Below are 12622 nucleotides of genomic sequence, written 5' to 3' on the forward strand. Positions count from 1 at the left end.
ATAAGAATCATACGCAGCCGCTAAAACGCTGTAAACGCAGCGGCATGATGACGCAACCGAATCAGCTTAATGCGGTATGTTTATTGTCCGCAGGCGTCTTGCCGCGCCAGAAACTGCCTTTAAAAGACTGGCTAATCAACCGATTGCAGATTGCTCTGCAGAAACGCCACAAATGCGGTAATACGCGCCGGAAGCTGACGCTGCGCCTGCCAGACCGCAAAAATATCGCCATCCGGTGCCTGCCAGTCGGGTAACACCGGCAGCAGTTCGCCCGTCGCCAGACTGTGCTGCGCATCCCACCAGGAACGCAGCAAGATGCCATGCCCATCCATCGCCAGCCGCATCGCCACTTCGCCATCGTTGGTGATCAGACTGCCGCGCACTTTCTGATTGATGCTCTGTTCGCCGCTGGTCAGTCGCCACAGGGTAAAATCGCTGTCGTGCTGGCGCAGTAAAATGCAGTTGTGTTGTGCCAGATCGCGCACTGTCTCCGGCAGACCGTGCCGGGCGGCATAGGCGGGTGAGCAGCAGAGAATGCGCGGATTGGTACGCAGTTTGCGCGCCACCAGCCGTGAGTCGGGCGGTTCCCCGACGCGGATATCAATATCCATGTGGGCATCAAGAAAATTAAGTGGCTGGCTGCTGAGCTGCAGCGACAGCGAGAGTTCCGGGTGCAGCGCGGCAAAAGCCGAGACGCAGGGCGCAACATGCCGACGGCCAAAGCCAAATGAGGCGTTGATGTTAAGTGTGCCGCGCAACTGGGCGGTTTCGCCGCTGACCGCCTCTTCCAGCGCCGCCAGCTGATCCAGCAACGGACGCGCACCCGCCAGATATCGGCGCCCTTCCGGCGTCAGCTCCAGTCGTCGCGTGGTGCGGCGCAGGAGTTGCACACCAAGCCGCTGTTCCAGCTGGCTCAGACGTTTGCTGACCGCCGCCAGCGACAGTCCCAGTTCGCGCGCCGCCGCAGTCAGGCTATCCAGCGCAGCCAGGCGAACAAAGAAGGCTAAATCATCGGTGGAGGTGCGGGATTCTCTACTTTTATTCAACACTGGATTGCCTTTCAGGCTCATTATTTCCCCGTAAGCGACAGTTATACTGCGTACACAATTCGAACATCAACCGGAAAGGTACCCTGTGACTGACAAAATTCACTCTGTTGCCGTGATCCCTGGCGACGGCATCGGCAAAGAAGTGATGCCGGAAGGCGTCCGTGTAATGAATGCGGCCGCAGAGAAATTTAACATTCCGCTGCGCTGGGAGTGGTTCGATTACGCCAGTGCCGACTACTGGCAGCAGCATGGCAAAATGTTGCCTGACGACTGGTTTCCACAGCTGAAAACCTTTGATGCAATCTATTTTGGCGCGGTCGGCTGGCCCGATGTGGTGCCCGACCACGTTTCACTGTGGGGCTCGCTGCTGCAGTTCCGCCGGGAGTTCGATCAATATGTGAATCTGCGTCCGGTGCGACTGATGCCAGGCGTCAAAGCGCCGCTGGCGAATCGTCAGCCCGGCGATATCGACTTCTATGTGGTACGCGAAAACACTGAGGGTGAATACTCCAGCGTCGGCGGCACCATGTTCCCCGGCACCGAACGTGAAGTGGTGATTCAGGAGACGGTGATGACGCGCACCGGCGTCGATCGCATCCTGAAGTTTGCCTATCAGCTGGCGCAGAGTCGGCCGAAGAAACACCTGACCTCCGCCACCAAATCGAACGGTATTGCCATCACCATGCCCTACTGGGATAGCCGTGTTGAAGCCATGGTCGGTCAGTTCCCCGAGGTTCGCGTCGATAAGTATCACATCGATATTCTCACCGCTAACTTCGTGCTGCATCCGGACTGGTTTGATGTGGTGGTCGCCAGCAATCTGTTTGGCGATATCCTCTCCGATCTCGGCCCGGCCTGTACCGGCACCATCGGCATCGCCCCTTCGGCCAATATCAACCCGGAAGGCCTGTTCCCCAGCCTGTTTGAGCCGGTTCACGGTTCTGCGCCCGATATCGCCGGTAAAGGCGTCGCCAATCCCATCGGACAGATCTGGTGTGGCGCGATGATGCTGGAGCACCTCGGCTACAAAGCGGCAGGTGATGCGGTGTTAGACGCGATTGAACGCACGCTGGCAGCGGGTGAGCACCTGACGCGCGATCTCGGCGGCAGCGCCAGCACCGAACAGCTCGGTATGGCCATCGCCGCCGCGCTGTGATTTAGTCCGGCAACTGCACCACACACTCGGGGTGCCAGCCTGGCGGTAACGGTTCCGGCCGTACTATCGCCAGGCTGTGCAGTAGCAGGTTCTCCACCCCGCGTGCAAACAGGCCCGGCAGCCCGCCGGGATAGCGCTCTACGCCAAAAGCTTCGCCGGTTTTCGGGTCAAGTTTGTAGGCGTTATCCAGCCCCATGCCGGTCGGGGAGTCCGGGTTACAGGGCGGCCGTACGTCATAGTGTCCCTGTGCAACCGGTGCCACGGTCTGCCGCATCTGCAGCTGGCTGATGACCACATCGCGTATCCAGCCCGGTTCTGCCGCATGCAGGTTAATCGCCCCTTCCGCCACGCCCGTAACGTTACTGAACTGCACCTGCTCTACGATGCCGGGCGTAATGGCGGGATCGCGCCTGCGCACCGAAATATGCAGCGGATCGGCTTTTCCCCAGTGACAGGGCGGCGCATGGTGACAGGCAAAAGTCAGATTACTGAACAGCAGACGCCGCATCGCGCCACCGTCACGCGACAGAATGCCGATGCCACGGTTGGAATCAAAAATGGTGCAGCCGGTCACCGTGACATCTTCCACATCATCCCAGGTTTCAGTGCCGATTTTAAAGGCGCAGCTGTAGCTACGCAGCAGGCAGTTGGTGATCATAATCTGCCGCGCCGGACGCCGCAGCGCGGCCGGTTTATGGGTGGTTTTGATGCAGATGGCATCATCGGCGGCACTGAGATAGCTATTGCTGACAAACACCGCTTCGCAACTGTCGATATCGAGCGCATCGGTATTCGGCATGGTCATGGCATTGTCGATGGTGAGGTGGTCGATATGCACATGGCGACAGCTCACCAGATGCACCGTCCACATCGGCGCCTGCACGATGGTAAAGGCGGTCAGCGTTACCTGCTCGCAATCTTCAAACACAATGATCCGCGGGCGGTCCGCACGCGGCAGGCGATAGCCCTGCTCGTCACGCTCAGCGGCAAACCAGGCTTCACCGTCACCGTCTATACGGCCGGTGCCGCTGATGGTGATATTGCGCTGGCCCAGCGCATAGAGCAGCACATTGTGGGACTTCTCAGCACAGCTCAGCGCCTGTACCGCCTGGTAATCAGCCAGCCGCTGACTGGCGATCAGCACCGCGCCCGCTTCAAGATGGAGTTCAAAATCAGAGGGCAGATTCAGGCAGCCGCTGCGATAACGCCCGGCAGGCAGGGTCAGACGGCCACCGCCCGCCGCCGCAATCTGATCCATAGCGCGTTGCAGCACGGCCGTGTCCGGGGTTTCGCCATCGGCGACAGGGTGAAAATCAGCAAGGGAAAGGTGCATCATGCGTCTCCCGCAGGATTGAGGAGGAGGAATTGCAGCACGATACGGCGCGGCAAACCTTTGTCTGGCCGCCAGTGCGCCGTTTCGTGCGGGCTATCACAGATTACTTCACGGCCCCTTCGGTGACGCCGCTGATGAACTTGCGCTGGAAAATCAGGAACACCACGATCAGCGGCATAATCACAATCATCGCGCCCGCCATCAGCACCGGAATGTCGATGGTGTTTTTGTTCTGGAAAAACATCATGCCAATTGGCAGTGTGCGTAACTCATCCTTGTTGACCAGAATCAGCGGGATCAGGAACTCATTCCAGGTCCAGATAAACAGCAGCAGCCCCAGCGTTGAGAGGGTCGGCCAGATAGCGGGCACCAGAATGCCCCACAGAATTTTGACCCGCGATGCCCCATCCATTACCGCCGCTTCCACCAGTTCTTTCGGCACCTGCTGGAAAGCACTGGCGATCATCAGCGTGGTAAAGGGCAGCGACAGGGCAATTTGCGGCAGGATCAGCGCCAGATAGGTGTTGGTCAGCCCCATCCAGCGCAGCTCGTGATAGAGCGGAATGATAAAGGCTTCACTCGGCAATACCATCCCCAGCGCCAGCATCGCTCCGATGACTTTTTTACCAGGGATTTTCAGCCACGCGAAACCGAACCCGGCCAGAATGCCCAGCAGCACGCTGAACAGCACCACCGGAATCACCACCAGCACCGAGTTGAGGAAGTAGACGTTGAAGTGGCCCTGTTGCCACGCGGTCAGGTAGTTTTTGAAATTCAGCGAGGCGGGCAGCGTGAAGACCCCCTGAAACAGCTCCATCTGGGTTTTGAACGACGTCATCAGCGCCATCAGGAACGGCAGAATCGTCATCAGCGCCACGATCCAGATCAGCGCGCGTGAAATCACCGGCGTGCTTCGCATCAGTAACGCTCCTTTAAGGCCAGATGGATCAGATAGTTAATCCCTAAAACAATGACCATGCTGAACACCGCCACCGACGAGGCGTAGCCAAAGTAGTGCAGATCAAAGCCCTGCTTATACATAAAGATGTTGGTCACCATGGTGGAGGTGCCCGGGCCGCCCTGCGTCATCACATAGACCAGGTCAAAGGCTTTCAGGCTGGCGATCACCGTCAGCAGCAGGGCAATCCGCAGCTCGGGTCGCAGGCCTGGCAGCGTAATGCGCATAAACTTCTGGCGACGCGACGAGCCATCGAGATCGGCCGCTTCCAGCAGTGAGGGATCCATGCGCTGCAGGCCCGCCATAAACAGCACCAGACAGAAACCGAAGAAGTACCAGGTGGCGACCAGACCCACGGCGGGCAGCGCCCAGGTAAAATCACCCAGCCAGGAGAGCGCCAGCTGGGGCAACCCGATTGCGCGTAATATCTGGTCGATCGGACCAAACGCCGGGTTATAGAGCCAGCGCCACACCACGCCCAGCACCGCCATCGGCATGATGTAGGGCAGGAAAAAGAGAATGCGCAGCACGCTGCGTTCGCTGTTGTTGCGCGTGTCATACAGAAAGCTGCAGAGCAGCAGGCCGACGCCAATCGGCAACAGGGTATAGAACAGCATCAGGATGGCGTTATTGCCCAGTGCAATCCAGAACACCGGATCGCTGAACATCCGCAGATAGTTGCTGACGCCGCTAAACACCGGCAGCGAGGTGCCGTCCCATTCGGTAAAACTGATGCCCAGCGAGGCCAGTAGCGGGAACAGCAGAAACACCGCATAGACCAGCACCGCAGGCAGAACATAGAGAAAATTACGCCAGCCACTTAAATTCAACATAACTCTACTCGTGGTTCAGAACGAGGCTCAGGCCCGGCTGTTCGCCGGGCCTCCGGCTTAATGCTTCAGTGTTTTCAGGTAACGCTGATAGTTGTTATCAAAATTAACTACCATCTGATCGGGTGTCTGACGGCCTGCCAGCAGCAGTTGAACGTTCTGATTCAGCTCGGCGTTCATGGTGGGTGTCGCCCAGTCCACGTAGTGACCTAAACCGTCGTAATCATTGAGCGTCAGCCAGACCTGATACGCCTCGGCCAGCAGCGGATTGTCCGCTGGCATTTTCGCCGCTTTGTTGGTGCTGGCAGGCAGGAAGCCCACCTTCAGCCAGCGGTTCGCCATGGCATCAGAGACCATATAGTTGATGAACTTCGCCGCACCTTCCTGCTGGTCTTTGCCTTTGGCAGTGCTGGTGATGGAGAACGCCAGATCGGTACCGCCCACCATCAGCGGTTGCTTCACGCCTTCACCGGCAGGCATCGCGGCAAAGTGAATATCTTTGTTGTCTTTAAACTGGCCGAGATACCAGGTGCCGCTGACCAGGAACGCAGCCTGGCCGTTCTGGAACAGCGTCGCCGCATCGTCGTGACCGATGCCCTGGAAGCCAGGGAAGAAGTACCCTTTGTCGGTCCAGCTCTTCATCATAGAGGCGGCATTGACCAGCTTGCTGTCTTTGAAGGTGCCGCCCACATCGTAAATCAGATTATCCAGCGTCTTGCGGTCGTGGCTCTCAATCTGCGCCTGCCACAGGGTGCTGAGCAGCTGCTGGCCCATGTTGCCATCCAGCAGACCGAGCATCATCGGTGCGGTGCCCTGCTGCTTCAGTTTCGCCATCGCGCTTTCCAGCTCAGCCAGCGTTTTCGGCACGGCAATACCTGCTTTATCCAGCAGCGCTTTGTTGTAATAGAGCCCGACCATCTCGCCCAGGCTGGCGACGCCATAGAGTTTGCCGCTGCCAAACTCGCCGCTGTCTGACCAGCGGTTACGTTTCAGAATCGAGTCCGGGAAGCGTGTGGTCCAGCCGTTGCTGGCGGCGTAGCTGTCGAGTGGCAGCAGCAGCTTATCTTTAACCAGCGAGCCCATATCGCCGCCGCCCTGGTTGACCTGAGCGATCTGCGGGCCATCACCGGCAGTCAGCGCCAGCTTCAGGGGAATACGGGTATCTTCAAAGGAGTGAACCGAGCGGTTAATCACAATGCCGGGATTCTGCTGGGAAAACTCTTTAATCCCTTCATCTACCGCGGCAGTCTGCTCCGGGTAGTTGTAGATATCCCACTCATTCAGGGTAACGGCGGCGTGGGCGGCATGCGAGACGCTGCCCGCCAGCAGGCCCGCTGCCAGCAGCCGACCCACATTGCGAATTCGGAACGAACGAACGGAGGAAACAGACATTATGCTCACCTTCTTCAGACCAGGATCGGCATCCTTTCATCTCACCGCCTGACATCCTGCAGGCTGCAGCCACACACAAACGCACTCACTCATACTTACTTTAATAAAAAAATAAAGTCAAACAGCCTGCGCGGGGAATTGCAACGCTGTGAGCACGCGCAAATAAACAGCGACATGGCGTGAAATTCAGCACACTGCGCTGGCATTTACGCGATTAACCGTGGCGGTGCGTCGCCAGCTACTTTTTCTGCAGCAGGAGATGCCAGTGCAATCATTGCAAAATAACGTCCTGATAAAACATACGAAAATCCTATCACGCTCACACTTTTCCCCTTTCACTGGCCGTGAATCTGCTGCCAGCCGCCACGATCCGGGCGTGTTGGCGATCACAGTTGTGCATCCCGATGCCGGTAAACATTGCCGAAGCGCCCGTGTTAGTGAGATAAGGTAATTATTCTATCTTGAAAACTAAGTCCACTTTCATTAACGTAACTTTTATCTGCGGATCTGTTCAATCCCTGACCGATTCACTCACTCACGAGAATTCACCATGGCGAATCAAGGTGTCATTCGTCCGGCCACCCCGGCGGACTACCCGGCGCTCTACCGCATCTGCCTGGAAACAGCCGATGCAGGTGGCGATGCCCGCGCGCTCTATTCCGATCCTGACTATCCCGGCCAGCGTTTTGCTGTGCCTTATGCGCGTTTCGCGCCTGACTTTGCTTTTGTGCTGGAGCGGGACGGTGAGGTGCAGGGTTATGTGGTCGCCGCGCCCGATACCCGCGCGTTTGAAGCGCAGCTACAGGCCGCATGGTGGCCGCAGCTGCAGGAGAAATATCGTGATCGCAGCGCCAGCGCGCCGCTCGACAGCAAAGTGCTCGACGCAATACGCCATCCTGACCAGGCCGCTGACACGCTGCTGACGCAGTGGCCCGCTCATCTGCATATCAACCTGCTACCCCCGGCACAGAAAGGCGGCTGGGGTCGCCGGATGATTGAGCATGAGCTGGCGGCGCTGCGCGCTGCCGGTGTCACTGGTGTCCATCTTGGCGTCAGCCTGCAGAATGAGCAGGTCTGTGCCTTTTATCAGCGCATGGGGTTCACCCCAATCCTGCGCAGCAATGCCATCTACATGGGCCAGTTACTCTGAGTGAGGTAGCCGATGACCAGCCTGCGCTTGCAGAATGTGAAGAAGTCTTATGAACACGTTAATGTCATTCATGGCATCGATCTGACGATCAACAGCGGCGAATTTGTGGTGTTTGTCGGGCCATCCGGCTGCGGCAAATCGACACTGCTGCGGATGATCGCCGGGCTGGAGGAGATCAGCAGCGGTCAGTTGCTGATTGAGGAGCAGGACATGACGCAGCAGCCCGCCACCGAGCGCGGCATTGCTATGGTGTTTCAGTCTTATGCGCTCTACCCCAACATGACGGTGCGCGGCAACCTGGCCTATCCGCTTGAGGTAATGAAAAAGTCCAAAGCGGAGATCAACGAGGCGATTGCCCGGACGGCCGCCCGCCTGCATCTCACCGAACTGCTCGACCGCCTGCCGCGCGCGCTCTCTGGCGGACAACGGCAGCGCGTGGCGATTGGCCGGGCAATTATCCGTCATCCGCGTATTTTCCTGTTCGATGAGCCGCTCTCTAACCTCGATGCCGAGCTGCGTTTGCAGATGCGGATTGAGATTGCGCGGCTGCACGCCTCGCTCGGCAACACCATGATTTATGTCACCCACGATCAGCTGGAGGCGATGACGCTGGCTGACCGTATCGTCGTGCTGCGTCAGGGCCGCATTGAGCAGGTCGGCGCACCGCTGACGCTCTATCACGACCCGGATAACCTGTTTGTCGCCGGCTTTATCGGCTCGCCAAAAATGAACTTCCTGCGGGCGGAAATCAGCGCCACGGGCAAGGGTGAAGTGCAGCTGCGGGTGCCGGAACTGAAGATTGAGGGGCTGGTGCTGAAAATCGCCGCCGACTGCCGCGAGGGGCAAACCGTGACGCTGGGAATTCGTCCCGAGCATTTCCAGCCTGCCGCGCAGACGCCGGAGGCATTGCGCTTTCACGGCGAGCTGGCCTATGGCGAAATGCTGGGCCACACCAACTATCTCTACCTGGATATCGGGCGTGAAGAGATGCTGGTGGTGGAAGAGCGTGAAGCAACCACGCGCGATCTGGGAACCCAGGTTGAACTGGGCTTTTCTGCCGCACACTGCCTGCTGTTTGATGATCAGGGGATGCGCCTGCGCTAAGGGAAGCGCGGAAACAAAAACGGGCGCCGTGGCGCCCGTTTTTATTCGAGGGATAACTCAGGTGACCGGCTCTTCATCGGCCTGCGCCGCCAGCAGATCAAGCAGCCGGTTGACGGCAAAACCCGCCGCGCCCAGCGCCCACATGCGGTTCGATTCAGTCAGGAACTGCAGCGGCGTCATGTGCGGCGTCAGTTTAAGCCGGTAGGCCTGGAAGCTCTGGGTGATGTGATCGAGCAGAATGCGTGACGCCATGTGCGGCTCCATCGCCAGATAAACCACATCCGGATCGTAAGCCACCGACAGGTTCGCCAGTGAAATTCCCAGCTCGCGTCCTGCCTCTTCCAGCACCGCCAGCACCTCGGGTGTTGGCCGCTGATCCAGCGCCTGCAACGTGAGGCCTTCCACCGGCTCCTGGTCAGCAAGCCGTTGCAGAATGGCGCGCGATGAGGCGACATCTTCCAGCAGACGCAGTGATCCGTCGCCCACCAGCCCGTTGCCAATCTCTCCCGCCTTGCCGTGACGACCGCGGTAGAGCTGACGATTCAGAATGATGCCCGCCCCGATCCCTTTGCCATAGGTGGCGATCACCGCCGACTGCGCGTTGCCGAGCTGACCAAATACCAGCGCCGCCATTGCCATGGCGTTGGCGTCATTCTCGATAAACACCGGCAGCGAGAAACGCTCTTCCAGCAGGCGCGCAATCGGGACGTTGTCCCAGTCGAGCACTTTGGAGCGGATACAGTAGCCGTTTTCGGCATCGACCAGTCCCGACAAGGCCAGGCCAATGGCGCCCACCCGCTTCTCCTCAACGCCGCGCAGGAATTTCGCCAGTGCATCGCCGAGCTGGCGCGGTGTCAGCGTGCCTTTCGGCATCTGCTGTTCGCCCAGCAGATTGCCGCTGAGATCGGTCATGACGATCAGGTTGCGTTCTGCATTGAGCTGAATGCCAATCACGCTGGCGCGATCGGGATTGAGCCCAAGCAGCGTTTTTGGCCGCCCCATCGACACGCGACGCAGCCCCAGCTCCTGCACGATTTCCTGCGCCAGCAGGCGATTAGTCGCCTGCGACACGGTCGACATGCTCAGTCCGCTACGAACTTTCAGGTCTGACTGGCTGATCGGCGCATTTTCAACAATCAACCGCAGAATGCGCGCGGTTACGTTGGGAGCGGTCATAAATTCCTCGGGTTATCCGGCTGAGGATGCTCAGCCAGCTTCAGATCGGTAATCGGGCAGGCGTCAGCTGCTGCGCCAGTATCAGCGCCCCGCTCAGGGCATCGCCCTGCGGCGTCACCAGCCGGGCCTGAATATCGTCATCCAGCCAGCGCTGAATCGGCGTGGCCAGTCCCCCCATCAGCGCCACGGGTCCGCTGCTCAGGGCAGTCAGACGGCGGACCATCAGGCCGATATCGGCTGCGGTCTGATGCAGCAGATCCTGTGCATGACCATCGCCCGCGTCGGCGGCCGCAAAAATCTGTGGCACCACGCGAGCCCAGTCTGCAGGCGTCGCTGAGCGCGTCCAGAGCAGCATGGTTTCCGGGCCGTGGTCGAACTGCGCCATCAGCTGCCGGGTAAGAGCGCTCGGGGTAATAATCGCTTCATGGGCCAGCAGCGCCAGCCGCAGCGCACGACGGCCCAGCTCAGCGCCCGATCCCTGGTCAGACAAGGCAAAGCCCCAGCCGCCAAGCAGCGTAAACTGTTCGCCATCCCACGCGGCTCCCTGACTGCCGGTGCCGATAATAAAGACGGCGCCAGGTGCGCCGCCATGGGCGCCCGCACAGGCGATCTCCACATCGCTGACCACCTGTAACGCCGCGCAGGCAGGTTGCCAGCTGGCGAGCCGCGCCTGTACCGAGGTGACGTTCGCACCGGCTAATCCGGCCACCAGCGCGGTTTGCGTCAGCGCCTCCGGGGCTAATCCCGCCTGTGACAATACCCGTTCGATCAGCTGCCCGACGCAGGTCAGTGCCGCGTCATAGTCTGACCAGACGTTGGCAGGCCCGCCGGTGGCTTCAGCCAGGATGCGACCCTGCAGGTCGGTTAACCGCGCGCGACACTGTGTACCGCCGCCATCAATGCCCAGAAGATAGTGTGGTTGCACGCGCTTCCTTCCCTGATTAAGGGTTATAGCCATAATGAGCGAACGATAGGATAAAAAAACTTAAATCGCAATAACAAATAAATATAGCAAAATCATATCTGAATTTTCTTGTTATTTTACATCGTCATAACAAAAACCCCCTCGCAAAACGCGCAGTGCGTTATTGACATTAGTTTTTCCGTCGTAATAAGTTGGTGGTCAGATTATCAACAGGCGCGCCCGATCACAGGCGGGCTATGCATCATGCGATTTCAGGAGCAGGGGTTTAACATGAAAGTAGGCATTATCGGTCTCGGCTTTCGACTGTCCCACGTGATCAAAGAGTTCAGCAAAGCCGACGACGCCTTCTCGGTAGTGGGTTATTACGATCCGGCACCCGCCGGACTGCCTAATCTGCACAGCTTTGGTATCGCGCCCGGCCAGGCCTTTGCGTCAATCGATGCTCTGCTGGAACATGGCGGAATGGATGTCGTGCTGGTTGGCTCTCCCAACTTTCTGCATCTGGAGCATGTGGGTCAGGCGCTGGCAGCGGGTTACACGGTGTTTACCGAAAAGCCGGTGGTGATCAATGAAGAGCAGACCATGGAGATGGCGAAGCTGGTGCGTCAGTATGGCGAAGCGCGCATTCTGGTCGGCCTGGTACTGCGCTATTCCCCGCTCTATCACGATCTGCTGGCGGCACGCGATGCGGGTCAGTTGGGTGAGATCACCTCGATTGAGGCGACAGAACATATCAAGCCTTATCACGGCGCATTCTTTCAGCGCGACTGGCGCCGTCTGGAGAAATATGCCGGTCCGTACATTCTGGAAAAATGCTGTCACGACATCGATCTCTATCAGGGGCTGTTGCAGGAGCGCCCGATCCGCGTCGCCAGCTTTGGTGGCCGGAAATCCTTTACTCCCGCTCATGCGCCGCAGGGAGCTATCACCGCTGACTCAGAACTTTATCACGTGAAGCCCAGCGGCTGGTCGAGCACCGATGCGGTGTTCGACAGCGATGCCGATATTGTCGACTACCAGACTGCCCTGATTGAGTACGAAGGCGGCGCGACGCTGGCCTTCCACGCCAATCTGAATGTGCCGGATGAGTTCCGCCGTTTCTGTGTCATGGGCACCGACGGCATGGCGGAAGGCGACTTCGTGCGCAACTACTTCCGCGTACACAACGCGCGCAGCGGCGAGAAAGAGGTCGATACCGCCTACAGCGGCAATGCGTATGATGGCCATTACGGCGCAGATGCGTTGATGGCTGAAGAGATCGTTAAACATATTAAACAGGGAACACCGCTGAAAGTTTCAGTAGTGGACGCGCTGGAAGCGGGCCTCACGGCAATTAAAATCGATGAGGCCCGTAAAACCCGCAGCGTAGTGGACATGCGTGAAAGCTGGCTAACATTTGACGCCAACCTGGGAAAAACCGGGGCCTGATGGCCCCAGCCTGCGGGTCGGCCTCCCCCTCTGACCCCAGGATTTTAATGGCAGTATGACTGGTAACTTCCTGTACTGGCCTTCGGGCCAGTGACAATATTGAGGTTGAGCTGGCTCGGGA

General features: G+C 58.7%; 11 protein-coding genes. 4 read left to right on the forward strand and 7 right to left on the reverse strand.

The window, feature by feature from the left end; translation table 11 throughout:
* Positions 1–131: 131 nt before the first annotated feature.
* Positions 132–1070: a LysR family transcriptional regulator gene (locus ACK13D_RS07125; RefSeq protein ID WP_418796018.1), complete on the reverse strand. Its 939-nt coding sequence runs from the start codon at positions 1068–1070 to the stop codon at positions 132–134.
* Positions 1071–1134: 64 nt separating this feature from the next.
* On the opposite strand from ACK13D_RS07125, the gene ACK13D_RS07130 reads away from it, so the two are divergent.
* Entirely contained in the window at positions 1135–2205 is a 1071-nt protein-coding gene (locus tag ACK13D_RS07130) for a tartrate dehydrogenase (protein ID WP_418796019.1), read from the forward strand.
* Between the two features lies 1 nt (position 2206).
* Here the strand turns inward: ACK13D_RS07130 and ACK13D_RS07135 are convergent, their stop codons facing one another.
* From ACK13D_RS07135 to ACK13D_RS07150, 4 genes are all read right to left on the reverse strand, one after another.
* Positions 2207–3538, reverse strand: a complete 1332-nt coding sequence (locus tag ACK13D_RS07135) for a glycoside hydrolase family 28 protein (RefSeq protein ID WP_010672028.1) — start codon at positions 3536–3538, stop codon at positions 2207–2209.
* A 103-nt stretch (positions 3539–3641) separates the two neighbouring features.
* Complete coding sequence (locus ACK13D_RS07140; RefSeq protein ID WP_010252038.1) at positions 3642–4457, reverse strand: carbohydrate ABC transporter permease; 816 nt, start codon at positions 4455–4457, stop codon at positions 3642–3644.
* Positions 4457–5329 carry a carbohydrate ABC transporter permease gene (locus ACK13D_RS07145; RefSeq protein WP_010252041.1) on the reverse strand — a complete coding sequence of 291 codons (873 nt, stop codon included), beginning with the start codon at positions 5327–5329 and terminating at the stop codon, positions 4457–4459. Before ACK13D_RS07145 ends, ACK13D_RS07140 begins: the two co-directional genes overlap by 1 nt.
* A 57-nt stretch (positions 5330–5386) precedes the next feature.
* Positions 5387–6718 (reverse strand): extracellular solute-binding protein, encoded by a 1332-nt coding sequence (locus ACK13D_RS07150; protein WP_010252044.1) that lies wholly within the window; start codon positions 6716–6718, stop codon positions 5387–5389.
* 550 nt (positions 6719–7268) lie between these two features.
* Here ACK13D_RS07150 and ACK13D_RS07155 point away from each other — a divergent pair.
* Positions 7269–7868, forward strand: coding sequence for a GNAT family N-acetyltransferase (locus ACK13D_RS07155; RefSeq protein ID WP_418796022.1), 600 nt, complete (start codon positions 7269–7271; stop codon positions 7866–7868).
* 12 nt (positions 7869–7880) lie between these two features.
* On the forward strand, positions 7881–8972 hold the full coding sequence (locus ACK13D_RS07160; RefSeq protein WP_157353499.1) for an ABC transporter ATP-binding protein: 1092 nt from the start codon (positions 7881–7883) through the stop codon (positions 8970–8972).
* A gap of 57 nt (positions 8973–9029) precedes the next feature.
* Here ACK13D_RS07160 and ACK13D_RS07165 read toward each other — a convergent pair whose 3' ends face one another.
* Positions 9030–10148 carry an ROK family transcriptional regulator gene (locus tag ACK13D_RS07165; RefSeq protein ID WP_022625245.1) on the reverse strand — a complete coding sequence of 373 codons (1119 nt, stop codon included), beginning with the start codon at positions 10146–10148 and terminating at the stop codon, positions 9030–9032.
* A 40-nt stretch (positions 10149–10188) separates the two neighbouring features.
* Positions 10189–11073 carry a BadF/BadG/BcrA/BcrD ATPase family protein gene (locus ACK13D_RS07170; protein WP_061901843.1) on the reverse strand — a complete coding sequence of 295 codons (885 nt, stop codon included), beginning with the start codon at positions 11071–11073 and terminating at the stop codon, positions 10189–10191.
* A gap of 270 nt (positions 11074–11343) precedes the next feature.
* On the opposite strand from ACK13D_RS07170, the gene ACK13D_RS07175 reads away from it, so the two are divergent.
* Entirely contained in the window at positions 11344–12501 is a 1158-nt protein-coding gene (locus ACK13D_RS07175) for a Gfo/Idh/MocA family protein (protein WP_010252054.1), read from the forward strand.
* Positions 12502–12622 lie beyond the last annotated feature (121 nt).

Origin of the sequence: Pantoea sp. K16 (genome assembly GCF_048452805.1) — a bacterium.
GTDB lineage: Bacteria > Pseudomonadota > Gammaproteobacteria > Enterobacterales > Enterobacteriaceae > Pantoea > Pantoea agglomerans.